Source organism: Streptomyces globisporus (genome assembly GCF_003501885.1).
Classification (GTDB): Bacteria; Actinomycetota; Actinomycetes; order Streptomycetales; family Streptomycetaceae; genus Streptomyces; species Streptomyces globisporus_D.
On the sequence record NZ_QWFA01000085.1, the window covers coordinates 1 to 23,609 of the forward strand.

The 23,609-nt window shown below is 72.1% G+C and carries 20 protein-coding genes and 2 pseudogenes; 11 read left to right on the forward strand and 11 right to left on the reverse strand.

The window, feature by feature from the left end; translation table 11 throughout:
* Nucleotides 1-270: 270 nt before the first annotated feature.
* A complete protein-coding gene (locus tag D3105_RS17335; protein WP_276311832.1) occupies nucleotides 271-933 on the reverse strand; it encodes a TetR/AcrR family transcriptional regulator in 663 nt (220 codons plus the stop codon).
* Nucleotides 934-1,150: 217 nt separating this feature from the next.
* On the opposite strand from D3105_RS17335, the gene D3105_RS17340 reads away from it, so the two are divergent.
* Both D3105_RS17340 and D3105_RS17345 read left to right on the forward strand, forming a co-directional pair.
* Nucleotides 1,151-3,049, forward strand: a complete 1,899-nt coding sequence (locus tag D3105_RS17340; protein WP_118904085.1) for an RICIN domain-containing protein — start codon at nucleotides 1,151-1,153, stop codon at nucleotides 3,047-3,049.
* Between the two features lie 193 nt (nucleotides 3,050-3,242).
* Nucleotides 3,243-3,455, forward strand: a complete 213-nt coding sequence (locus D3105_RS17345; RefSeq protein WP_010060614.1) for a hypothetical protein — start codon at nucleotides 3,243-3,245, stop codon at nucleotides 3,453-3,455.
* A 7-nt stretch (nucleotides 3,456-3,462) separates the two neighbouring features.
* On the opposite strand, the gene D3105_RS17350 is transcribed toward D3105_RS17345, so the two are convergent.
* A complete protein-coding gene (locus tag D3105_RS17350; protein ID WP_118904086.1) occupies nucleotides 3,463-3,909 on the reverse strand; it encodes an SRPBCC family protein in 447 nt (148 codons plus the stop codon).
* A 259-nt stretch (nucleotides 3,910-4,168) separates the two neighbouring features.
* Here D3105_RS17350 and D3105_RS17355 point away from each other — a divergent pair, with 259 nt between their 5' ends.
* Both D3105_RS17355 and D3105_RS17360 read left to right on the forward strand, forming a co-directional pair.
* Complete coding sequence (locus tag D3105_RS17355; RefSeq protein WP_206272779.1) at nucleotides 4,169-6,382, forward strand: HelD family protein; 2,214 nt, start codon at nucleotides 4,169-4,171, stop codon at nucleotides 6,380-6,382.
* Between the two features lie 89 nt (nucleotides 6,383-6,471).
* Entirely contained in the window at nucleotides 6,472-7,605 is a 1,134-nt protein-coding gene (locus D3105_RS17360; RefSeq protein WP_118904088.1) for an AI-2E family transporter, read from the forward strand.
* 27 nt (nucleotides 7,606-7,632) lie between these two features.
* Here D3105_RS17360 and D3105_RS17365 read toward each other — a convergent pair whose 3' ends face one another.
* Nucleotides 7,633-9,729 (reverse strand): FUSC family protein, encoded by a 2,097-nt coding sequence (locus D3105_RS17365; RefSeq protein ID WP_240646936.1) that lies wholly within the window; start codon nucleotides 9,727-9,729, stop codon nucleotides 7,633-7,635.
* Nucleotides 9,730-10,178: 449 nt separating this feature from the next.
* The gene (locus D3105_RS17370; RefSeq protein WP_118904090.1) at nucleotides 10,179-11,219 is read right to left on the reverse strand and encodes an NAD(P)-dependent alcohol dehydrogenase; all 1,041 of its coding nucleotides are present in this window, start codon (nucleotides 11,217-11,219) and stop codon (nucleotides 10,179-10,181) included.
* A 161-nt stretch (nucleotides 11,220-11,380) separates the two neighbouring features.
* Here D3105_RS17370 and D3105_RS17375 point away from each other — a divergent pair, with 161 nt between their 5' ends.
* Nucleotides 11,381-12,310 (forward strand): helix-turn-helix domain-containing protein, encoded by a 930-nt coding sequence (locus tag D3105_RS17375; protein ID WP_118904091.1) that lies wholly within the window; start codon nucleotides 11,381-11,383, stop codon nucleotides 12,308-12,310.
* Nucleotides 12,311-12,525: 215 nt separating this feature from the next.
* Here D3105_RS17375 and D3105_RS17385 read toward each other — a convergent pair whose 3' ends face one another.
* The 3 genes from D3105_RS17385 to afsA all read right to left on the reverse strand — a co-directional run bounded on the left by D3105_RS17385 (nucleotide 12,526) and on the right by afsA (nucleotide 15,176).
* On the reverse strand, nucleotides 12,526-13,233 hold the full coding sequence (locus D3105_RS17385) for a ScbR family autoregulator-binding transcription factor (RefSeq protein ID WP_118904092.1): 708 nt from the start codon (nucleotides 13,231-13,233) through the stop codon (nucleotides 12,526-12,528).
* A gap of 192 nt (nucleotides 13,234-13,425) precedes the next feature.
* Complete coding sequence (locus D3105_RS17390) at nucleotides 13,426-14,274, reverse strand: NAD(P)H-binding protein (RefSeq protein ID WP_118904093.1); 849 nt, start codon at nucleotides 14,272-14,274, stop codon at nucleotides 13,426-13,428.
* 14 nt (nucleotides 14,275-14,288) lie between these two features.
* Entirely contained in the window at nucleotides 14,289-15,176 is an 888-nt protein-coding gene (afsA, locus tag D3105_RS17395) for a 2-oxo-3-(phosphooxy)propyl 3-oxoalkanoate synthase (RefSeq protein ID WP_276311834.1), read from the reverse strand.
* A 217-nt stretch (nucleotides 15,177-15,393) separates the two neighbouring features.
* Between afsA and D3105_RS17400 the strand changes: the two genes are divergently transcribed.
* Nucleotides 15,394-16,032 carry a ScbR family autoregulator-binding transcription factor gene (locus D3105_RS17400; RefSeq protein ID WP_118904095.1) on the forward strand — a complete coding sequence of 213 codons (639 nt, stop codon included), beginning with the start codon at nucleotides 15,394-15,396 and terminating at the stop codon, nucleotides 16,030-16,032.
* Nucleotides 16,033-16,066: 34 nt separating this feature from the next.
* Here D3105_RS17400 and D3105_RS17405 read toward each other — a convergent pair whose 3' ends face one another.
* A complete protein-coding gene (locus tag D3105_RS17405; RefSeq protein ID WP_118904096.1) occupies nucleotides 16,067-17,032 on the reverse strand; it encodes a GlxA family transcriptional regulator in 966 nt (321 codons plus the stop codon).
* Nucleotides 17,033-17,101: 69 nt separating this feature from the next.
* On the opposite strand from D3105_RS17405, the gene D3105_RS17410 reads away from it, so the two are divergent.
* Nucleotides 17,102-18,052, forward strand: coding sequence for an NADP-dependent oxidoreductase (locus D3105_RS17410; RefSeq protein ID WP_240646937.1), 951 nt, complete (start codon nucleotides 17,102-17,104; stop codon nucleotides 18,050-18,052).
* Nucleotides 18,053-18,105: 53 nt separating this feature from the next.
* On the opposite strand, the gene D3105_RS17415 is transcribed toward D3105_RS17410, so the two are convergent.
* Nucleotides 18,106-18,717: a LysE/ArgO family amino acid transporter gene (locus tag D3105_RS17415; protein WP_118904097.1), complete on the reverse strand. Its 612-nt coding sequence runs from the start codon at nucleotides 18,715-18,717 to the stop codon at nucleotides 18,106-18,108.
* Between the two features lie 67 nt (nucleotides 18,718-18,784).
* Here D3105_RS17415 and D3105_RS17420 point away from each other — a divergent pair, with 67 nt between their 5' ends.
* The 3 genes and pseudogenes from D3105_RS17420 to D3105_RS17430 all read left to right on the forward strand — a co-directional run bounded on the left by D3105_RS17420 (nucleotide 18,785) and on the right by D3105_RS17430 (nucleotide 21,734).
* Nucleotides 18,785-19,726, forward strand: coding sequence for a LysR family transcriptional regulator ArgP (locus tag D3105_RS17420; protein WP_118904098.1), 942 nt, complete (start codon nucleotides 18,785-18,787; stop codon nucleotides 19,724-19,726).
* A gap of 32 nt (nucleotides 19,727-19,758) precedes the next feature.
* Nucleotides 19,759-20,830 (forward strand): annotated as a pseudogene (locus D3105_RS17425) (methyltransferase).
* Nucleotides 20,831-20,873: 43 nt separating this feature from the next.
* Complete coding sequence (locus tag D3105_RS17430) at nucleotides 20,874-21,734, forward strand: endo alpha-1,4 polygalactosaminidase (protein WP_118904099.1); 861 nt, start codon at nucleotides 20,874-20,876, stop codon at nucleotides 21,732-21,734.
* Nucleotides 21,735-21,751: 17 nt separating this feature from the next.
* Here the strand turns inward: D3105_RS17430 and D3105_RS17435 are convergent, their stop codons facing one another.
* Entirely contained in the window at nucleotides 21,752-22,540 is a 789-nt protein-coding gene (locus D3105_RS17435) for a VOC family protein (protein ID WP_118904100.1), read from the reverse strand.
* Between the two features lie 259 nt (nucleotides 22,541-22,799).
* On the opposite strand from D3105_RS17435, the gene D3105_RS17440 reads away from it, so the two are divergent.
* Nucleotides 22,800-23,384 carry a DinB family protein gene (locus D3105_RS17440; protein WP_118904101.1) on the forward strand — a complete coding sequence of 195 codons (585 nt, stop codon included), beginning with the start codon at nucleotides 22,800-22,802 and terminating at the stop codon, nucleotides 23,382-23,384.
* Nucleotides 23,385-23,456: 72 nt separating this feature from the next.
* Here D3105_RS17440 and D3105_RS35370 read toward each other — a convergent pair.
* A pseudogene (locus D3105_RS35370) lies at nucleotides 23,457-23,609 on the reverse strand (1-acyl-sn-glycerol-3-phosphate acyltransferase); the annotation flags it as partial.

Below are 23,609 nucleotides of genomic sequence, written 5' to 3' on the forward strand. Positions count from 1 at the left end.
TCGTACAGGAGTGCTCGGCGGCCGACCGCCCCGACCGGCTAACGGCTGGCCGGGGCGGTCGCCGCCCCGCCGAGAATCGCCTCCCTGGTCCGGTTCTGGCGGTCGTGGCCGCCGCCCCGGACGCCCGCCCGGTCCGTCACCGCGTTCCTGGAGGTCGCGGTTCCGGCCCCACCCGACGAGGCGATCAGCGCTCATGGTGGTCCCCCCGCCGTTTGTGTCACCCCCGCGCAGCCGGCCCACCCCGGGGCGGGTGGTCCGCCCGCCCTGCCTTCAGCCTGCCGCGTGCGGACCGAAACGTTCGGGGGCGAGGGCCGCCAGCAGTGAGGTGACCACGAGATCGGTCGAGGCGGCCATGTCCACGGATTCCGGGGCCAGAAGCCACTGGACCTGGAGTCCGTCCATGACCGCGATGATGGCGTTGGCCGCGTTGTCGGCCATCTCCGCGCGGTCGGCGGGCAGTTCGCAGGCCTCGCGCAGGGCTTCGGCGACGAAGGCGCGCAGTCCGTCGTAGCGGTCGCGGAAGTAGTCCTGGGCGGGGTGGTCGTCGGTGACGGACTCCGCCGAGAGCACCGCGTACAGCCGGACGATGCCCTCGCGCTCCGCGTTGCGCAGTGCGGTGTTCACCAGGTGGCGCAGGAAGTCCAGCCCCTGGGGGCGGTCGGGGCCGAGCTGCTCGATGTCCCGCTGGTCGCGCAGTTCGAGCACGCTGGTGAGGAGCAGGGCCTTGGAGCGGAAGTAGTGCAGCACCCCGGCCTGGGTGAGGCCGACCCGGTCCGCGATCTCGGCGAGCGAGGCGTTGTTGTAGCCGCGGGCGGCGAAGGTGTCCATGGCGATGGCCAGGATGTCCTGCTGCCGCTTCCGGGCTTCCGGGCTGCGCGGCGTGCGGGGCCCCGCCGGGCTGCTTGCCGGTCTGCTCACTGACTGGTTGCTCACCGGATCAGCTTAAGCCTGCCGGAGCCCCGGTGAAGATCTTCAGGAAAGCGCGCGAGAACACCGGAGCCGACCACTTACTAACCACTTAGTGGGTGTGCTTTCATGCCGTTGTCCCGCCCTCTTGTGACCGGCACGCCCGGAGCGAGGCGACCGCCGCGCCCTCCGTCCGCCGGGGTGCCGCCTGTCAGCAGGTACGAACCCAAGGAGAGCCGCAACCATGCCAAGCTCCACTCCCCTGCGTTTCAGAGCGCGCGCGGCCGGCGCCGCGCTCGTCGTGACCGTCGCCGCACTCGGCGTCAACGGCTCCACCGGAACCGCCCGGGCGGCCGACCCGGTCGCCCGGGTGTGGGTCACCACGCCCGACGGATCCAAGAAGCTCACCCCGGAGGGGAACGTCCCCTTCACCGGGTCCCCGCAGGCGATCGACATCCGGATCGACGCCGCCGCCAAGGGGCAGAAGTTCACGGGCGCGGGAGCCTCCGTGACGGGCGCCTCCGCCCATCTCCTCCAGGGGCTCCCCCAGGCGCAGCGCACCACGGTGCTGAAGTCGCTCTTCTCCACGGAGGGCGACGGCATCGGGCTCAACTACCTGCGCCAGCCCCTCGGCAGCACCGACTTCGACGCGAACACCGATCCGTACACGTACGAGGACACCCGGGGCGCCTTCTCCATCGACCGGGACCGGAGCCGGATCATCCCGGTGCTGAAGCAGGCCACCGCCATCAACCCGGCCATCCGCTTCATGGGATCGCCCTGGTCGCCCCCGGCCTGGATGAAGACCAACAACTCGCTCAACGGCGGGAGTCTACGGACGGAGCATTACCAGACCTACGCCGACTACCTGGTCAAGGCGATCAGGGCGTACGGGCAGGAGGGCATCACGCTCACCGATCTCACGGCGCAGAACGAGCCGGAGTTCGCGACCGGTTACCCGTCGATGAGCATGACCTCGGTCCAGCAGGCGGACTTCCTGCGGGTCCTGGACCGGACGCTCACCGCCGCGAACCTGCCGACCAACATCCTGGCCTACGACCACAACTGGGACCACCCGAACTACCCGCTCGACGTCTTCGCCCGGACGGGCGGCATCCAGCGGATCATCGGCGCCGCGTTCCACTGCTACGGCGGGGCGCCCGCCGCGCAGAAGCAGATCACCGACGCCGGAAAGCGGGTCTTCTTCACGGAGTGCTCCGGCACCGACAGCGCGAACCCGGCGACGACGTTCGGCGACACGCTCAGGTGGCACGCCGAGAACCTGGTCGTGCAGAACCTGCGCAACGGCGGCGAGACGGTCATCAACTGGAACCTCGCCCTCGACCGGGAAGGCGGCCCCCACCAAGGGCACTGCACCAACCGCTGCAACGGCATCGTCGAGATCGACGGCGGCCGGGTGACCCGCAACGCCGAGTTCTACGTCCTGGGCCACGTCTCGAAGTTCATCAAGGCGGGGGCCGTGCGGATCGGATCCTCCAGCCAGGGCGCAGGTGGGGTGCAGAACGTCGCCTTCCAGAACAGCGACGGCAGCCGGGCCGCCGTGGTCGTCAACACCGCTTCGGGATCACAGCGGTTCTCCCTGACCGACAACGGCAGGTCGCTCGCCCACACCCTGCCCGCGGGGGCCGTCGCGACCTTCACCTGGGACGGGAGCGGCGGAACGACCGAGCCGCCCGTGGAGTCCATCGACCCCGCCGCCTGGTACCAGGTGCGCAACGCCAACAGCGGTGCCTGCCTGGACGCGGCCGACTGGGGTACTGCCGACGGGACCGGGCTGCAGCAGTGGGCCTGTGGGACCGGGGCCAACCAGGGCTGGCAGTTCCGCCCGACCGACGTGGGCCACTACCAGGTGGTGAACCGGCACAACGCGAAGGCCTGGGACGTCGACGGCGGTCCGGGTACGACCGCCGACGGCGCCAGGGTGCATCTGTGGTCGTACGGGGGTGGCGCAAACCAGCAGTGGCGTCCGGAGGCCCTGGCCGGCGCGGGACAGTACCGCTTCGTCGCCCGCCACAGCGGCAAGTGCCTCAGTGTCGACAACTCCTCGACGGCCAACGGGGCCAGGCTCTCGCAGCAGCCCTGCTCCGGTTCCTCGGCGCAGGTGTTCTCCCTGACCCGCTGACGCGGGCGACCGAATCGCGGCGGCTCTCCGGACGAGGGGGGAGCCGCCGTGGCGCGCGCTCCCGGCGCGGAGTGTGATGACGCGCCGGGGCATGCACCGACACCTACGGGTTCGGGCGCGTCGCACCCTGTCCCCGCCCCGCGTGCCCTCATATGCTTCGCCTTCCGCCTGTTCGCCCGCTTCAGGAGGTCCCGTGCCGGCCCGCGCCATGTACTGCTACACGTGTGATTCCGATGAACAGCACCGCTCTCTCACCGCCACCGAGAAGACCTGGCTCCGCGGCCGGACGGGCCGCCGGAGCGTCGATGAGTTCTTCATGTGCGAGGCGCCGGAGTGCCGCAATGTGCGCAGCGGCTTCAACAAGCACCCGTTCGACCCGGTGATCCGCGTCCCCCTGCCGGACTGACGCCGGATCAGGTCCCTTCGACGGCCTCCTTGATGCGCTGCCCGAACGCCGGTGCGTCCTTGCGGGCCGCGCTTCCCGCGAAACCGACCAGCAGTTTGCCGACTCCGTGACCCTCCAGGACGTTGAAAAGCCTTACGTGCGTGCCGCCGTCCGGTGTGGCTTCGAGGTCGTAGCCGCCCTCGGCCGCCGTGATGAGGTTCTTGGACTGTTCCTGCCAGCGGATACGGGTCGGAGCGACCAGTTCGCTGATCTCGAAATCACGCCGGGTGGTCATGCCCGCGTCTTTGACGGTGCTGTGGAAAACGGTGCCGACGTGGGTCGGGCCGTTCGGTGTCTTCTCGATGCGCTGGACCCGCGGACTGAACTCGGGGTCGTTCTGGCCGTCCGCGAGATAGGCGAAGACTTCCTCGATGGGGCGGTCGATGTCGACCGTTGCTTCGAAGTGTGTGCTCATGGCTCTCTCCGGTCCGGACGCCGAATCCGTTGTCCGCCATCAGTGTCGGACGGGCCTGCCGGGAGCGCACGCCGGGGAGCCCGACATCCGGCCGCCCCCGCTTCCGCACGCGATAATCCCGGACCGTCATTGCGGTCCGGGGATTATTGCGCGTATATTGGATTCTTCTGCGCACATGCAGAAAGGCCCCGCTCGGGGGCCTTATGGATACGAATATATCTGGCGGGGAGCCGTTTTGTCAAACCGGGAAAGCGACGAATTGCGGGAAGAGCAGGAATTCATCGATCGGCTCCATGCCCGGGTCGACGCGCTGCGCGGGGTGGCGGCCGAGGGTGTCGAGCACGCGCTGACGCCGGTCGGCACGGGTCAGCAGGCGCGGCTGGAGCGGGACATCCTCGTCGCGGAGCGCTCGGGGCTGCTCGCGGCGCTGAACGCGGTGGACGGGTCTCTGTGTTTCGGCCGCATCGATCGCTCCGACGGGCTCGCGCACCATATCGGCCGGATCGGGATCCGGGAGGACGACACCGAACACACGCCTGTTCTGATCGACTGGCGGGCGCCGGTGGCGCGTCCCTTCTATCTCGCCACGGGGCACACCCCGATGGGTCTGCGCCGACGTCGCCACATCACCACCGAGGGCCGCACGGTCACCGAGCTCCATGACGAGATCCTCGATCTCGGGGACGACGACCGCACCGGTTTCGAGGATCCGAACGGCGACGCCGTGCTGCTCGCGGCGCTCAATTCCGCGCGCACCGGACGCATGGGCGACATCGTGCGGACCATCCAGGCCGAGCAGGACGGCATCATCCGGGCCCCGCACCGCGGTGTCCTCGTCGTCGAGGGCGGCCCTGGCACCGGAAAGACGGCCGTCGCGCTGCACCGGGCGGCGTTCCTGCTGTACGAGCACCGCGAGCTGCTGGCCAAGCGCGCCGTGCTCATCGTGGGTCCCAACCCGGCGTTCCTGCGCTACATCGCGGAGGTGCTGCCGTCGCTCGGCGAGACCGGGGTGCTGCTCGCCACGCAGGCCGAGCTGTTCCCCGGGGTGCACGCCACCGGTACGGACACTCCGCGCGCCGCCGCCGTCAAGGGCGGCGAGCCGATGGCCGAGGCCCTCGCCCTGGCCGTACGCGACCGGCAGCGACTGCCGGAGCCCGGGGCGGCGATGGTGATCCCGCACGAGGACGGCGGGGATCTGATCCTGGACTGGGAGATCGCCTATGAGGCCCGCCAGGCGGCCCGCGACACCCGGCTGCCGCACAATCTGGCGCGTCCGCACTTCGTCTTCCGGGTCATCGACGCGCTCACCGCGCAACTCGTGGAACGCATCGGCGCGGACCCGTACGGCGGGCCCAACTTCCTCGGCCCGGACGACGTGGCCCAGCTCGGCCGGGACGTCGCACTGAGCAAGGAGGTGCACGCGGCCGTGGACGAGCTGTGGCCGCCGCTCACCCCCGAGGGCTTCCTCGCCGACTATCTGGCCGACCCGGTGTACGTACCGGACGAGGACGCGGAAGCGATCCGGCGCGGGCCCGCCGCCGGGGCGTGGACCCCCGCCGACGTGCCGCTGCTCGACGAGGCCGCCGAGCTGCTCGGCGTCGACGACAGCGCGGAGCGGGCGGCCGCGGAGGCGGCCCGGCAGGAGCGGGTCGGCTACGCGCAGGGGGTGTTGGAGCTGTCGCGCGGTTCGGAGAGTTACGAGTTCGAGGACGAGGAGTCCGAGGTGCTCGCCGCGCACGACATCATCGACGCCGAGCGGATGGCGGAGCGGCACGAGGAGGCCGACCACCGCACGGCGGCCGAGCGGGCCGCCGCCGACCGTACGTGGGCGTTCGGGCACATCATCGTCGACGAGGCGCAGGAGCTGTCGCCGATGGCGTGGCGGCTGCTGATGCGACGGGCGCCGACCCGCTCGATGACCCTGGTCGGCGACCCGGCCCAGACCTCCGAGGAGGCGGGCGTCGGGTCCTGGGAGCGGATCCTCTCCCCGTACGTGGGCGACCGCTTCGAGCACGTGACGCTGGAGGTCAACTACCGTACGCCCGCCGAGATCATGGAACTGGCCGCCGGGGTCCTCAGGGAGAAGGACCCTTCGTTCACCGCGCCCGTGTCGGTGCGGTCGACCGGTGAGAAGCCCTGGACGCGGGACGCCGGGGAGGATCTGGCGGGCGCGGTGGCCGAGGCCGTCGCGGAGCTGACGCCCCGGGAGGGGCGCCTCGCGGTGATCGCGCCGCGTGCGGTCCACGAGGAGATCGCCGCTCCGCTCGCCGGGGTGACGGCGGGTGAGGCCCCGGACCTGACGCGGACGGTGGTGCTGCTGGATCCGCGCCAGGCCAAAGGACTGGAGTTCGACCATGTGCTGGTCGTGGAGCCCGGCCTGTTCGGCACGAGCGATCTGTATGTGGCGCTCACCCGTGCCACCCAGCGGCTCGGCATCGTTCACCGGGAGGGGCTGCCGTCGGCGCTGCGCTGACGGACCGGGCGGCCCTCCCGGCCGGTGCCGGGCGTCGGCGGGCCGCGGGGGTGGCCGGAACAGGTTTGCCGAACCCATAGGGTGACGCCATGTCTTCGCCATTGAGTTCGACAAAGGCCGCGGCCGCTCTCCGCACGTCGGCACGGGTCTCCGCAGAGCTGCTGCTGGTCCTCGTGGCCGCGGCGGTCGCGTTGTGGGTGCTGGGCCGGATGTGGTCGGTCGTATGGCCGCTGATAGTCGGTCTGTTCCTCACCACGCTGACCTGGCCGCTAGCCCGCTTCCTCCGCCGGCACGGCTGGTGGCCGGCGCTGGCAGCGTCGGTGGTGACGGTGTTCGCCCTGCTCGTGGGGGCGGGCATCGTGGCCCTGATCGCGGTGCCGGTCGCGGACCAGTCCGGGGAGCTGGCCGACCGGGTGGTCGCGGGCATCGACAAACTCCGCGAGTGGGCGGCCGGTCCGCCGCTGAACATCGGCGACGACCAGATCACCGGTGCCCTCGACAGCGCGACCGACCGGCTTCAGGACAGCGTCGGCAGTGTCGTCACCACCGCCGTCACCGGAGTGAGCACCGTGGTCAACGGGGTGGTCACGGCGGTTCTGGCGCTCTTCCTGATGTTCTTCTTCCTCAAGGACGGGCCGCGCTTCCTCCCGTGGCTCACCCGTCAGCTCCCCGGCAGGTTCGCCACCGACATCCCCGAGGTGGCATCGCGCAGTTGGGCGACCCTGGGAGCGTTCGTCCGGTCCCAGGCGTTCGTCGGTCTGCTGGACGCGGTCTTCATCGGCCTCGGTCTGTGGATCCTCGACGTGCCGTTGGTGCTGCCGCTGGCGGTGCTGACCTTCGTCTGCGCGTTCGTGCCGATCGTCGGGGCGCTGTTCGCCGGGTTCGTGGCGGTGGTCATCGCCCTGGTCTCGAACGGCCTGATGGACGCCCTGCTCGTGCTGGCGATCATCATCGTGGTGCAGCAGCTGGAGGGCAATGTCTTCCAGCCCATGATCCAGAGCCGGGGTCTCGGCCTGCACGCGGCGGTCGTGCTGCTCGCGGTGACGCTGGGCGGCAGCCTCGCCGGGGTAGTGGGGAGCCTGCTCGCCGTGCCGGTGGCGGCGGTGATCGCCGTGATCTGGAACTACCTCCGCGAGCAGCTCGTGGAGGAGCCGAGGGAGCCGGAGCCCGGGGGGCTGCCCGAGGGTTCGCCGTCCCCGTCCCCGTCCCCGTCCCCGTCCTAGAACGGGGACGCCGGCCGTCCCCGCCGGTCATCCTGAGCGGGCGTTCGGCGGCTGCGTGCCCGGCGTCGGCGTGACCGAGGACTCGATACGGGCGAGCTGCTGGGCGAGGCTCGTCATCCACACCTCCAGGTCCACGGACAGGGGCGAGGGCAAATCACGGTCCGGGGCGCTCGGCGGTGGCGGCGCGGGCCCCGGACGCTCGGCGGTGAGCAGCCGGGCGATCCGGTCGGTCTGCGCCACCAGGGCGGACGCGGTTCCCCCGGCCCAGGCCGCGGACGCGTCCGTGGCGCCGGAGGCCGGGCGGAGGCCGAAGCGGGGCAGCCACTGCGCGCCGAGGAGCATGTGGTTGGCCGCGATGAGCACGGCGTGCCAGTCGGCGCGGTCGCTCTCCCCGTCGACCGGTGTCTCGGCGCGGCACTGGGCGTACGCCGCTTCGGCGAGGCGCAGCCGGTGGACGCCCGGCAGGGTCTGCGGTGCGGTGCGGGAGCCGCCCGGGGGCGCGAGCAGTGCCTGTGCGGTCACCGGCACGAGCGGGGCGCACGTCCTCAGCAGCCCCGCCATGGCCCGGTGGACCTCCCGCCGGGCCCCGGCCGGCCAAGCCAGGAGGCCGCACAGCAGACCGATGACGCTGCCGGTGACGACGTCGATCATCCGCGCCTCCGACAGCGCCCAGGTGACCGGCGCGATCTGGGCGAACGCGGTGGCGACGACGAGCGTGAACAGCGCCTGCGCGTACGCGATGCCCAGCAGCGGCCCCAGCGCGAAGGCCGCCAGCATGACGGGGGCGAGCAGGGCGGCGTACACGTCGGTGTGCCGGCCGAGCCCGATCACGAGCGCCCCGGCCACCAGCGCGCCCACCGCGTTGCCCGCCACCGCCAGGCGGACCGCCCGCCAGGTCGCGCCAGCGGTCGTCCGTCCGAGGGTCAGGACGGCGAGGAGCACCCAGAACCCGTGGGCGAGGTCGAGGGAGCCGGCCACCGCCCGGGCCGCGGCGAGGCCGAGCGCGGTCCGTACGGCGTTCTGGAACAGCACGGACCGGAAGGTGACGTTGCCGAGGACGCGCCGGGCCCACAGCCTGGGCGTGGAGAGGTCGGCGTACCAGAACAGGTCACGCGGGGCGGCGGGTTCGGTGGGTCCCCCGTGCGTGGCGATGTCGACGGTGACCTCCACCATCCGCGCCGATTCGGCGAGCGCCAGCACCCGGGACTGCCGTCGCAGCACGTCGACGGGGAGCCGTTCACCGGGCGGCCCGGCGGCCAGACGCACCCGGTCGGCCTGGAAGCCCCGCATCGCCTTCTCCAGTGCGCCGGCGGGCGGAGGGCGGCTGCCGGTGCGCAGGAACCGGGCGCAGGCGGTGCACAGCTCCGCGACCCGGCCCAGGAGCGCGGCGGTCTCGGGGTCGGCCGGGGCGGGCGGGGCTTCGGCGAGCGTGGCGAGTTGGTCGAGGAGTCTGCGGGCGGAGCGGCCGGCCTGTTCCAGCGCCCGGTCCGCGCGCCCGGGGCCGGCCGGCCGTTCCGCCGGGGGTACGTCCGCCAGGCGCAGGGTCGATCCGGCGTCCCGCAGCCGCTGCGGCGGTACACCTCCGGGTGCGGCCGCGCGCGCCGCCTCGTCGAGGGCGGCGGCCAGCCGTTCCCGGTAGGAGGGTGCGGCCGGATCGGGCAGCAGGATCTCGCAGGCGGCGAGGAGCAGCGCGCCCGCCGTGAGCCCCGCCAGCCGCTCCACGAGCGTGTCGGGGGCGTACGGCGGGAAGCAGGCGAGGATGTAGAAGAGCTGGAGGCCGGGGGCGATGCCGGCCGGGCGGGGTCCGGCCACGGCCACGAACGCCAGCAGGAATCCGATGCCGAGCATGCCGCCGACGGCTGCCCAGGTGTCGACCGCGAGCAGGGTTCCCAGGGTCGCCAGGACCAGTGCCGGGGGCAGGCCGCGGAGCATGATGGAGGCACGCTGGGGGCCGGAGCCGGGTACCACGGAGAGCAGGCCCATGGCGATGGGCGCGAAGAGGCCGTACAGGGCGGCGACCGGGAGCCCGGCTCCGTACAGCAGGGGGTAGAAACCCACGCTCGCCGCGAGGGTGACCCGGACGGCCCGGCGGAGGATCGTCGCGCGCTGCGGCCCGGCGATCACCTTGCCGCCCCCTGAGGGAGCGGGGCGTGGCGGAGGGCGGCAGCCGACGAGACGCTCGGCCGGGCCCGGCATCCGGATATCCCGTGCGCGTATCGCGGGGGCTCGGAAGCCCCCTCTGCGTATCGCGAAGCCCCGGAAGCCCCCTGTACGTACCCCGGGGCCTCGCCTCCGGCGAACCGCCGGGCGCTCTGCGGGGCCGTGCCTGAAGGAAGCCGCTGTGTGTTCCGCGAGGGCCCGACCGAGGGAAGCCGCTGTGCGCTCATCCCGCACGCTCCTCTCCCGGGCCGATCGCTCCGGCGCGGTCCGCCCGGCCGTCTTCCGTCATTGTCGGCCGGACCGGGCCGCCCGCGCGCGACGGGGCAGGAACCCTCGCACGCGTCCGCCCCGAGCACGTGAGGTGCTCGGGGCGGATGCTCTCGGCGCGGGGGCCGCCCGGTGGGCGGCGCGCGTCAGATGGTCGCGGTGTCGATCACGAAGCGGTAGCGGACGTCGCTCGCGAGAACCCGCTCGTACGCCTCGTTGACCTGGCTCGCCTCGATCACCTCGATCTCTGCGCCGAGCCCGTGCACGGCGCAGAAGTCCAGCATCTCCTGGGTCTCCTTGATCCCGCCGATCGCCGAACCCGCGATCGACCTGTTGCCCAGGATCAGGGAGAAGAGGTTCAGCGAGATCGGCTCCTCGGGGGCACCCACGTTGACCAGGGTGCCCTCGGTGCGCAGCAGGCCGAGGTAGGCGCCGAAGTCCAGTGGGGCAGAGACCGTGGAGAGGATGATGTCGAAGGTGCCGGCCAGCTCCTCGAAGGTCTTGGGGTCACTGGTCGCGTAGTAGTGGGCGGCGCCCAGCTTGAGCCCGTCGTCCTTCTTCCGCAGCGACTGGGAGAGGACGGTGACCTCGGCGCCGAGCGCGTGCGCGATCTTGACGGCCATGTGGCCGAGGCCGCCGAGGCCGACGACGGCGACCTTCTTGCCGGGGCCCGCGCCCCAGCGCTTGAGCGGGGAGTACGTGGTGATGCCCGCGCACAGGAGCGGCGCGGCCTCGTCGAGGGCGATGCCCTCGGGGATGGAGACGGCGAACTTCTCGGTCACGACGAGGTGCGTCGAGTAGCCGCCGTAGGTGGGCTCGCCGCTGCGGTCGAGCGCGTTGTACGTCTGGGTGTTCCCCTCGGCGCAGTGCTGCTCGCGGCCCATCAGGCAGCCGTCGCACTGGCCGCAGGAGTCGACCATGCAGCCGACGCCGACGCGGTCGCCGACCTTGAACCGGGTGACCCCGGAGCCGGTCTCGGCGACGATCCCGGCGATCTCGTGGCCGGGCACCATGGGGAAGATGCCCTCGCCCCAGCCGTCGCGGGCCTGGTGGATGTCGGAGTGGCAGATTCCGGCGAACTTGATGTCGATCAGGATGTCGAACTCGCCCACCGGACGACGCTCGATCGTGGTGCGCTCCAGCGGGGCCTTGGCACGGGGAGCGGCGTAGGCGGCAACGGTGGTCATGCCGGAGGTTCTCCTCTGGGTGATGCGGTCGGAACTTTCCCAGCGTCACACCGTGTCCGACGTTTACCCAGGTCACCGCTCTGCCTATGTCCAGCGGTCCTACTACTGACGGGGACAGGCTCCGGCGCCTACGACCAGGATCGCCAGGAATAATGGGGTGCATGGACGATCAGCCGGAGGCCGCCGCTCCCGAGCCGCTGGACCGGCGGGCCGAGCTCAGTGAGTTCCTGCGTACGCGGAGGGCGAAGCTCCAGCCGCAGGACGTGGGGTTGCCGGACTTCGGCCGGCACCGCCGGGTGCCGGGTCTGCGCCGGGAGGAGCTGGCGCAGCTGGCCGGGGTCTCCGTGGCGTACTACACGCGCCTGGAGCAGGGCAACGGGCGCAATGTGTCGGCCGAGGTGCTGGACGCGATCGCGCGGGCGCTGCGGCTCACCGATGCCGAGCACGCGCATCTGACCCATCTGGCGAGGCCGGCGCGGCTCAAGAAGAAGCGCCGCCCGGCCCGGGTGCAGCGGGTACGGACCGGGCTGCTGTATCTGCTCGACAGCATGGACGGGATCCCCGCGTACGTGACGGGGGCGCGCTCGGACATCCTGGCCTGGAATGCGATGGCGGCCGCGGTGTTCGGCGACTGGGGCGCCCTGCCTCCGGGTGAGCGGAACTGGGCGCGCCTGGTGTTCCTCTCCCCCGCCTATCGGGACCTGTTCGTCAACTGGGACTCCAAGGCCTCGGACATGGTCAGCTATCTGCGGCTGTACGCGGGCTGTCACCCGGACGATCCGGAGCTGTCGGCGCTGGTCGGCGAACTCTCGGTCAAGAGCGACGAGTTCCGGCGGCTGTGGGCCACGCACAACGTCAAGGAGAAGGGGCACGGCGTCAAGCTGGTCCGGCATCCGCTCGCCGGGGACCTGACCCTGTCGTACGAGACGCTGAACCTCCCGGACGACGAGGAACAGCATCTGGTGACCTATCACGCGGAGCCGGGTTCGGAGTCGGCCCAGGCCCTGCGTCTGCTGGCGAGCTGGGGATCCGACGCCGCCGGGTCGGACGTGATCAGCGGCGCTCGGCGGGGTCCGGCCGACGAGCGATGAACACGAGTTGCCGGCCCGGCCGGTCGGGTGCGTCGCGCACCTCGCGCACGGCGAATCCGGCTGTCCTCAGGTCCGCCTCGGCCTCCTTACGCTCACGGAAGCGCAGGGTGGAGTCGGAGGTGAGGGTCTCTCCGTCGGCCGCGAACACAGAGGTCCAGCAAGGCCTCGACGTGGTCAGTCGGCCTCGACCAGTGGCCGGTTGGCCTCCAGGGCGGTCAGTTGGCCTCGGCCGCCGCCGTCGCCTCCGCCGGTACGTCTGCCTCGCCCGCGACAAGCCCCGCGAGCGCGGGTCCTCGGGTCGGCGGCACCGTGCCCGTGCCGGACGGGTCCACGCGTACAAGCGTCTCCGGGGTGGCGAGCCGGGGCAGCAGCAACTGCCAGAATCCCGTGAGCCGGTACGGGGTCAGCCACTCGGCATCATGGCGGCCGAGCACCTCGAACCCGGCCGTCACGGCGACGGTCGCGGCTGCCGCGTCCTCGCGGGTGATGTCGTCGGCGAGTGTTCCGGCGGCGGCCGCCTCGTCCAGCAGTTCCCGCACGCGGTGGTGCCACTCCATCCGCAGGTCAGGGGCGGTGGCCCGCTCGCCGTCGTAGCTCAGCCGGAATCCGGCCCGGCTCACCGGGTCCCCGCGCAGCCGTTCCACGAGGGCGTGCGAGGTGTCGACGAGTGCCTGCAGGGCGGTGTCCGTCCTGCGCCGGATCGCGGCGGACATGTCGCGCAGCCCTTGGGACGCCTCCGCCTTCACGGCTTCCGCGACCGCGGCCTTGTTCTCGAAGTGGAAGTGCAGCGCGCCCGTGCTGACGCCCGCGCCGGAGCTGATCAGCGCCAGCCGTGCCTGGGCATAGCCGTGCTGTTCGAAGACGACGGCGGCGGAGCGGATGAGCGCCTGGCGGGTCCGGGTGGCGCGCTCCTGTTTGGTCATGGAGTTATCAAACCAACTTACCGGTTTCATTTCCAGGGAACGGGAGATTGCGCCAGAGGCTCCCGGGCCCATTTTTGGGCCATATCCGCCCTGGGAACCACGGAAACAGACCGGAAGGGGAGAATGTGTTCGATCGGGCCTTTCCGTGGTCCGGCGCGGTTTGACGCGCCTCGCCCATCTTGGGCAGTGACCTCATTCGGCCGCGAACGCGTCCGCGTGGTCGGCCGCCCAAGTGCGGTACGACCGGGCCTGGCGCCCCGTCAGCTCCTGGACCGTGGGCACAACGGCCGCCTTCGCACCCGCCCGTTGGCGCTCGGCGCTCTCCAGGAAGGCTTCCGCGACGGGCCGCGGATACTTCGCCAGCAGGGCGGTGCGTGCGGCGTCCAGGCCGAGTTCCTCGAAGCGCAGTGGCCGCCCCAGCACCCGGGAGAGCTGAGCCGTCTGCTCCCGCGCGGTGATCGCCTCCGGTCCGGAGACGGCGTACGCCCTGCCCTCGTGGCCCGTACCGGTGAGTGCGGCGACGGCGACCGCGGCGACGTCGCGGGGGTCGACGCACGCGACCCGGGCGTCGCCGTACAGGGCGCGCACCACTCCCGTCGAGCGGATGCCGGGCGCCCAGGACAGCGTGTTGGACATGAACGTCCTGGGGCGGACGAACGTCCAGGGGACCCCCGACTCCATGATCGCCTCTTCGTTCTGCCGCTGGCGCCGGGTGATGAAGTCGTCGGCGCCCGGCTCCTCCACCGCCATCATGGAGAGCTTGACCAGGTGGCGGACGCCCGCCGCGGCGGCCGCCCCGGCGACCCGCTCGTCGTCGGGTTCCGTGGGGCTGTTCGTCACCAGGAACACCGAGTTGACGCCCCGCAGCGCCCGGTCGAGGGCGGGGCGGTCCCCGTACGCCCCCTCGACGACCTCGACCCCCTCCCCTCGTACCCTCAGACGCTCCGGACGGCGCGCGAGGATCCGTACGGGACCGGCAGCCGCCAGCAGCCCGGCGACCTCACGGCCCACCGCTCCGGTCGCACCCGTCACGAGAATCACTGGCGTGGAACCTCTCAGCCGTCGGCCCGCGGGCCGGACAGAAGTGTGGAGAACACCGGTTGGTCGTCCTGATGGCCTGTCACCTGGACCGTCACCGTGTCATCGGACTCTTCCGGCAGGAGCACCGCGCTGATCCAGCACGGGCTGCCGAACTCGGCGTACCGGTGGAACCGGGTGCTCGCCTCCGCCGGAACGATGCCGCCGGGCCCCGCCGCGAGGCAGGCCGCCTGACGGGCCGCCTCCAGCAGCAGCATGCCCGGGACATGGTCGTTGGGGCGCTGGAACAGCGTCGGGTGCCGGGTGTCCACGCGCAGCTCCCAGACGCCTTCGCGGCCGGTGTCCGACAGGACGACGTCCTCGGTCCTGCTCCGGCCGGCGCGGGCAGCGGCGACCGGCGCCGCCCGCGGTATCGATATCCCCTCGACGGGGGCGTCGCCGCGCATCCGCCGGTACACCTTGGGGCTGGTGAAGCGGGTCGCGCCCATCCCCGTGGCCGCCAGCTCCCCGTCCCGGTGCACCGCCCAGCCCACGCGTCCCTCCACGGGCAGTCCGCTGCGCCACTTCAGGTCGGAGCAGAACACCTCGACGTCTATCTCGGTGGGGACTCCGCCGACGCCCAAGTGGTCCTGGTGGCATACGTAGTCCAGATCCGCCATCAGGAAGTGGTAACCGAGCGGAACGCTGTAGCCGGCGTGGAAGGCGAGCATGGCCGCCTGGCGCATCGCTTCGGCGACCAGCAGCGGGTCGTGCCGGTCGCCGCCGACCGGAGCGAAGAACGGGTGATCGTGCGGCAGGACGGCCGCCACCGAGAACCGATCGTGCGCCAGGCGTACCCAGTTACGCGGAAAGGCGTCCTCCGGCCTGGTCCGGTGCACCATGTCGATCCCCACGGGATGCACCATGTCGGCCTCCGAATCCATTGCCGGCACCGAGTCGATCAGGGCTGCTGCTTCGGGCATAACTCCCCCCAGGGGTCATGTGATGGCGAGCCGTTCCTGCGATGCACGTGCGCTGATAAGATACAGACTCAGCGGTTTTTTTTCTATCCCCGGCAGGGCCGCCCCTCCCCACACCGTCCCGGCCGTTTCCCGGGCCATCCGGCCCAGCAAAGGAGACAGGATGGCCAAGCAGGACCGGGCGATCCGCACCCGCCAGGCAATCCTGATGGCAGCGGCGCAGGCTTTTGAGAAATACGGTTATCAAGCCGCGACGATCACGGAAATACTGAAAAGCGCCGACGTCACGAAAGGCGCTCTCTACTTTCATTTTCCGTCCAAGGAAGATCTCGCGCTCGGCGTTCTCGCCGCACAGGAGCCGCCGCAGACCGTTCCGGAGCACTCTCTCAAGCTCCAGGAACTCATCGATCTGGGGATGCTGTTCAGCCACCGCCTGCAGACCAGTCTCCTCGCCCGGGCAGGCGTGCGCCTCTCCATGGACCAGCAGGCGCAGGGCCTCGACCGCAGCGGCCCTTTCCTCCGCTGGCAGGAAGCCACCCACCACCTCCTCGCGCAGGCCAAACACAACGGTGAGCTGCTCCCCCACGTCAACCCCACCGAGACGGCGGACCTGTACGTGGCCGCCTTCACGGGCACCCAGGCCGTATCCCAGACTCTCACCAACTACCAGGATCTGCAGCGCCGCCACATCACGCTGCAGCAGCACATACTCCCCAGCATCGCCGCGCCCTCCATCCTCACCGCCCTCGATCTGACCCCCGCGCGCGCCGAACGCCTCAGCCGCCTGGCCCCGGAGGACTGAACCGGCCGGGGCCCTGGACGCGCACCGGCCTCCCCTACGACCGCCCGGCCGCGAGGACCGCGCCCCTGAACGTACGCCGGTAGGCCAGTGGAGTGACGCCGATGGCGGCGTGCAGGTGCTGGCGCAGCGACGCTCCGGTGGCGAAGCCGACCCGGCCGGCGATCTCGTCCACCGCCAGGTCCGTGGACTCCAGGAGGTGCCGGGCCCGGTCGACCCGCTGCTGGACGATCCATCGGCCCGGGCTCATGCCGACCTCCTCGTTGAAGCGCCGGACGAAGGTGCGCAGACTCATCCGGGCGTGGTCGGCGAGGCTTGCCAGGCTCAGCGGCTCATGGAGGTTGCGCAGCGCCCAGTCGCGGGTCGCGGCGGTGCCGTTCGCCGCCGGAGCGGGCACGGGCTGCTCGATGTACTGGGCCTGTCCCCCGTCGCGCCACGGCGGTACGACGCAGAGCCGGGCGACCCGGTTGGCGACCTCGCTGCCGTGGTCCGCGCGGACGAGGTGCAGGCAGACGTCGACGCCTGACGCCGCGCCGGCCGAGGTCAGCACGTTCCCGTCGTCGACGAAGAGGACGCCCGGGTCCAGCCGCACCCGGGGGTACCAGGACCGGAAGAGCTCCGCGAGCGCCCAGTGGGTGGTGGCCCGCCGGCCGTCCAGCAGCCCGGCCGAGGCCAGGAGGAAGGCGCCGGTGCAGATGGACACGATGCGGGTGCCGGGGCGTACGGCGGCGAGCGCCGCAACGGCGTCCGCGGGCGCTTCCCGGGTGAGGAGGGAGGTGTCGAAGGGCGGGATGACGAGGGTGTCGGCCGTCGCCAGCACCTCCGGGCCGTGCTCGGCGGTGACCGAGAAGTCGGCGTTGGTGCGCACGGGCCGGCCGTTCACCGTGCAGGTCACGACGGAGTAGCGGCCGTCGGCCGCGCCGAGGACCCGGCTCGGGATGCCGAGCTCGAACGGATACACCCCGTCCAGGGCGAGTACGGCGACGCGGTGCACGTTTCCCATGGCACGATCCTGTCGAAAGATGGCAATCATGCCATGGTACGCCGGGCGGACAGGCGTGAGGCTGGACGCATGACGAAGAACGAGAGCATGCGCGCCATCAGCCAGAGCGTCTACGGAGGCCCCGAGGTACTGGAGGAGGTCCGGCTCCCCCGGCCCGTGGCGGGACCGAGCCAGATCGTGGTCGCCGTCCGGGCGGCCGGAGTGAACCCCACGGACTGGAAGCACCGCGGCCAGGCGATGTTCCTGGACCGGCTGCCGCTCGTCCTGGGCTGGGACGTGTCCGGGGTCGTCGAGTCGGTGGGCTTCGGGGTGACCCTCTTCAAGCCGGGCGACGAGGTGTTCGGCATGCTGCCCTACCCGTACGGTGTGGGCTCCCACGCCGAGTTCACGGTCGGCCCGGCCCGCGCCTTCGCCCACAAGCCCGAGGGCGTCGACCACGTTCAGGCGGCCGCCATCCCGCTCGCCGCGCTCACCGCCCGCCAGGCGCTCGTCGACACGGCGGACGTCCGGCCGGGGCAGCGGGTGCTGATCCACGCAGCCGCCGGCGGGGTCGGCCACCTCGCCGTACAGATCGCCAAGTCGCTGGGGGCGTACGTCATCGGCACCGCGAGTGCCGCCAAGCACGATTTCGTGCGCGGGATCGGGGCGGACGAGGTCATCGACTACCGCACCGTGGACTTCGGGGACGCGGTGAGCGATGTCGACATGGTGCTCGACCCGCTCTCGGGCGAGACGCGTGCGCGTTCGCTCGATGTCCTGCGCCCGGGAGGCACACTCGTGTCGCTGCTGCCGGGCGGCGATCCGGCGGAGGCGGCGAAGGCCGCCGCGCGGGAGATCCGGGTGGAGAACCTGCTCGTCGAGGCCGATCACGCGGGCATGACGGCCATCGCCGACCTGGTCCGGGCCGGCGAGCTGCGCGCCCATGTCGAGGCGGCCTTCCCGTTGGCCGAGGCGGCGAAGGCGCACGCGCTGGGCGAGACGGGCCGCACCACCGGCAAGCTCGTCCTCGTGGTGTCGTAGGACGCTCGGGGAGCCCGGCGCCCGATCCGCGTAGGGAACGGGCGGCCGGGCATTCAGGCGCCCAGCGCCAGTTTCGTACCGAGGCCGATCATCATCGCGGCGACCAGGCCGTCCAGCACCCGCCACGCGGCGGGCCGCGCGAGGACTCCGCTCAGCAGCCGGGCGCCGTAGCCGAGCGCCGCGAACCAGCACAGGCTGGCGAGGATCGCGCCGAGGCCGAAGGTCCAGCGCAGGGGTCCCTGGTCGGCGGCGACGGACCCCAGCAGGAACACGGTGTCGAGGTACACGTGCGGGTTGAGCCAGGTCATCGCCAGGCAGGTCAGCACGACGCCCCGGCGCGACGCGGCCGGGGCGTCCCCCGGGTGCAGGGCGGACGGGCGCAGTACGCGTCGGGCGGCGAGCAGCCCGTAGCCGATGAGGAACAGCCCGCCGAGCAGGCCCACGACGGTGAGCGCCGAGGGCCAGGCGACAACGACCGCACCGACGCCGGCGACCCCCAGCGTGATGAGCACCGCGTCGGACAGGGCGCAGATCCCGACCACCGCGAGCACGCCGTCCCGGCGGACACCCTGGCGCAGCACCAGGGCGTTCTGGGCGCCGATGGCGACGATGAGGGAGAGGCCGGTACCGAATCCGGTGGCTGCGGTGGTCAGGGCGTTCGTCATGCAGCCGACGCTACGGAGCACGGCAACGTGGCGTCCAGCTAAAGATTCTTACGTATCATTAGCGTTCATGATGTCCGAGCTTCCTCTCGACCAGGTGCGCACGCTGCTGGCCGTGGTCGACGAAGGCACCTTCGACGCGGCAGCGAACGTCCTGCGGCTGACACCGTCGGCGGTCAGCCAGCGAGTGAAGGCACTGGAGCAGCGCACCGGCCGGGTGCTGCTGATGCGTACGAAGCCGGTGCGGCCCACCGAGTCCGGTGAGGTGGTGGTGCGTTTCGCCCGCCAGCTGGCTCGGCTGGAGCGCGACGCGCGGACGGCGCTCGGGATGTCCGGGCCGGGCGAGCCGACGCCCCTGTCGATCGCGGTGAACTCCGATTCCCTGGCGACCTGGTTCCTGCCCGCCCTGCGGCGCGTACCGCAGGATCTTGACCTCGCCTACGAACTGCACCGGGAGGACCAGGACCATACTGCCGCCCTGCTGCGGGAGGGGCTGGTGATGGCCGCGGTGACCTCGTCGCCGGATGCGGTGACGGGGTGCTCGGTGCGCAGGCTCGGCCGGATGCGTTATCTGCCGGTGGCCGAACCCGGCTTCGCCGAGCGGTGGCTGGGGAGGCGGGCGGGCACCGATGTGCGCGAGCTGATCGAGGACGCCCCGGTGATCAGCTTCGACCGGCACGACGATCTGCAGGACGCGTTCGTGCGCCGGCTCGTCCCCGGGGCCCGGGCGAGCGCCCGGCGTCATCTGGTGCCCACCTCGGAGGGGTTCGCGAGCGCCGTGGCGGCGGGCATGGGCTGGGGCATGGTGCCGGACGTCCAGGCGGAGCCGTTGCTGCGCGACGGCCGGGTGGTGCTGCTCATCCCGGACCACACCGTGGACGTACCCCTGCACTGGCAGCAGTGGAAGCTGGACTCGCCCGCCCTGGCGACCGTGGCCGAGGCGGTGGCGGCGGAGGCCGCCGAGACGCTCGCGGGCGGACGGCCGATCGCCCCTCGATCCCTTCGAGGTTAGGACCGACCTAACCCAACAGGGGGGTGCGGAACATGACGGGCGGCCAGGATCAGGAGACCCGCACCAGCGAGGACGCGCCGGTGGGCTGGCAGGCGCGCGGGGCGTTGTCCCGGCTCGTGGTCGGCCAGATGGCCACCCAGGCGCTGGGCACAGCCGTGCGGTTCGACGTCTTCGACCGGATCGGGCCCGGCGAACTGACCGCCGACGCGCTCGCCGAGTCCCTCGGCACCCATCCGCAGGCGACGCTGCGTCTGCTGCGCGCCCTGGCCGGACTCCAGCTGCTGTCCGAGACGGAACCGGGCCTCTTCCGGACCAGCGCGGCGGGCGACTTCCTGCGCACCGACACGGCCGGCTCGATGGCCGCGATGGCCCGGATGTTCACCGATCCGGTGATGCTGCGGGGCTGGGATCTGCTCGACGAGCGTCCGCACGGGCGGAACCACGTTCGACACGGTCTTCGGGACCGACTTCTTCGGCCATCTCAAGGAGCACCCCGAGCTGTCCGCCGCGTTCAACGAGGCGATGAGCCAGGGCACCCGGCTGGCCGCCGCCACCGTGCCGCACCACTACGACTTCGGACGCTTCAGCACCCTGGCGGACATCGGCGGCGGCGACGGCACCCTGCTGGCCTCGGTCCTGCGGGAGCACCCCAAGCTCCAGGGCATCCTGTTCGACACGGCCGAGGGGCTCGCGCAGGCGCCGCGGCGGCGGCCGGCCGAGGAAGGCCTGACCGGGCGCGTCGCCCTGGAGACCGGCGGCTTCTTCGCCTCGGCCCCGGCCGGCGGCGACCTCTATCTGCTGAAGAGCATCATCCACGACCGGGACGACGAGACGTGCGCGGCCATCCTGCGCCGCATCCGGGACGTCATCCCCGCCCACGGCTCCCTGCTGATCGTCGAACCGGTGCTGCCCGCCACCGTGCCGGCGGACCCGCCGGGGGGTGTCTACCTCAGCGACCTCAACATGCTGGTCAACGTTGGCGGCCGGGAACGGACCGTGGACGATTTCACCTCTCTGTGCACGGCGGGCGGCTTCGTCCTGCGCGGCGTGACGCCGCTGCCCGTGCCCAATATCGTCCAGATCATCGAGGCCTCGCCGGCCTGACGGGCCACGGCGGAGGCCGGAAGCCCACGCAACAGGAGTACGTATGTCCCAGCCCACCGTCCGTCCTCCGCTCCGCCGCAAGCGCGTTCTCGCCGCCCTGGCCGGCGGGATCGCGGTCGCGGCGGGAGCGGGACTGCTCCTGTCCCACGCCTCCGCCACGGACTCCCCGGCCAAGGCCGCCCCGAAGGTCGTGCCGCCCACCGCGAACGCGGTCTTCGACTACCAGATCGGCGGGCCGTACACCCCGCCCGCCGGGGTGGAGGCCGTCTCCCGGGACCGGGGCGCCCGGCCCGCCGACGGCCTCTACAACGTCTGCTACGTCAACGCCTTCCAGACCCAGCCCGACGCCCTCGACCGGTGGGAGGAGGACGACCCGGACCTGCTGCTGCGCAACGCCGACGGCGGCCTGATCGAGGACGAGGACTGGGGCGAGGCGCTGCTCGACACCTCGACCGGGGACAAGCGCACCCGGCTGGCGAAGATCGTCGGTGAGTGGATCGACGGCTGCGCGGAGTCCGGTTTCCAGGCGGTGGAGCCGGACAACCTCGACTCCTACGAGCGTTCCGACGGTCTGCTGACGCGGGCGGACAACGCGGCGTTCGCGAAGCTCCTGGCCGACCGCGCGCACGCGGCGGGCCTGGCGATCGGCCAGAAGAACACCACGGACCTGCTGGGGCAGCGCAGGGAGATCGGGTTCGACTTCGCCGTCGCCGAGGAGTGCGGCCGCTACGACGAGTGCGCCGACTACGCCGCCGCGTACGAGGACAAGGTCTTCGTCGTCGAGTACACCGCGGACGACTTCAAGGAGGCGTGTTCGTCCGTGGGGGCGACGGTCTCCGTGGTGCGCCGGGATCTCGACGTCGTCCCGGCCGGGCGGCCGGGGTACGTGTTCCGCGCCTGCTGAGGGTCTCGGCGGCGCGGTTACGCCGGGTGGGCGCAGACGGTGAAGATGCCGCCGTCGGGGTCGCTGATCACCGCTTCGCTTCCGTCGGCGGGCGAGTCCATCGGCGGGCCGGCCGTTCCGCCCGCCGCGCGGGCGGCCCCGGTGACCGCTTCCAGGTCCTCGACCTGGAAGCGGACGTGCCACCGGGGGCGCAGCCGGGGGTCGGGGGACGACGCGTCCCCGCCGCTGCGCAGGGTGGCCACGGTGCTGCCGCCCTGCCGTACGACGACCGCGTCCTGCCGGTAGGCGTAGCCGACCTCGCAGCCACCGGGTTCCTCGGAGGCCCAGTCGAACACCTCGGCGTAGAAGATCGCGGAGTCGAAGGCGTGGCTCGTGCGCAGTTCGAGGGAGGCGGGCGCGCTGTCGCGGCCGAACGACCAGGGTGGGGTCCGGCCCTCCCAGAAGCCGAAAGCGGCCCCTTCCCGGTCGGCGGCCATGGCTCCCCGACCGGGGCCGATCCGGATCGGGCCGACGGCGATGGTGCCGCCCCGTTCCCGGACGCGGGCCGCGGCGGTGTCGACGTCCGAGACCGCGAAGTAGGGGGTCCAGGAGACGGCCGTGGGCAGGCCGGGGGCGATCTGTCCGATGCCGGCGACGGGCAGGGCGCCGACGTGGGCGACGGAGAAGCCCTCGCCGAGGGTGCCGGAGCGGAAGGTCCACCCGAGGACGGTCCCGTAGAAGTCCTGGGCGGCCCGCAGGTCCCGGGTCATGAGGCTGACCCAGCACGGGATCCCGTGCACCGGGGTGCTCTGCTCTGCCTCGGTCATCGGGATCCGTCTCCTCGCCCCCGGTGGTGACCCGGCGGACGCCGACGGCGGTCCGGCCGGGTGGGCCTGCTGGTCACCGGCCGTTTGCGGACCGGCACGCTCCGTGGCGTCGTACGCCCTCGGAGCAGCACCTCTCCATACCTACGCCGCCCCGGGCGCCGCCGCCACCCGGGGCGCGTCCCGGGACGGGCGGGGTGCGCGCCGCTGCCCGGGCCCCGGGCCGATGTGGATTGTCAGTGCCCGGTGACAGACTGCGCGCATGACCCTCTCTCAGCCCAAGGCCGACCTCCAGCGCTATCTCCGGTCCGCCCGCGACACCCTGTTGTGGAAGCTCGAAGGGCTGTCGGAGTACGACGTCCGCCGCCCCCTGACGCCGACCGGCACGAACCTCCTCGGACTGGTCAAGCATGCCGCCGGGGTGGAGCTGGGCTACTTCGGCGACACGTTCGGGCGGCCGTTCGGTGTGGTGGTGCCCGCCTTCGAGGACGACGCCGAGGCGAACCAGGACATGTGGGCGACCGCCGACGAGTCCCGCGAGGACATCCTGGCGCTGCACCGCCGGGTGACCGAGCACGCGGACGCGACGATCGCCGAGCTGCCGCTCGACGCGGTCGGTCGGGTGGCGTGGTGGCCCGACGAGCGGAGCCGGGTGACGCTGCACCAGATCCTGGTCCATGTGATCTCCGACCTCCAGCGGCATGCCGGGCACGCCGACGTCGTGCGGGAGCTCGTCGACGGGGCGGTCGGGCTGCGGTCCGGCAACGAGAACATGCCGCCGGGCGACCGCGCGTGGTGGGAAGGCTACCGGCAGCGCCTGGAGCAGGCGGCCCGGGACGCGGGGTAGCCCGCTCCCCTGTCGCGCGGCGCGTCGCGTCTTGTCGTGCTGCGCCGGTCGGGGCCGGGGCCTGCGGCGCGTTCAGCGTCCGGTGAGCGCCGCGGGTTCGCCGAGGTGGTGCGCTGCGGTGCGCCAGGCGGCGGTGACGGCCGCACGGGCGGTGGCGGTCGCCGTCTCCACCTCCGGCGGGAGGTGGAGCGGGGAGCCGATGTGGACATGGAGGCGGGGGCGGCG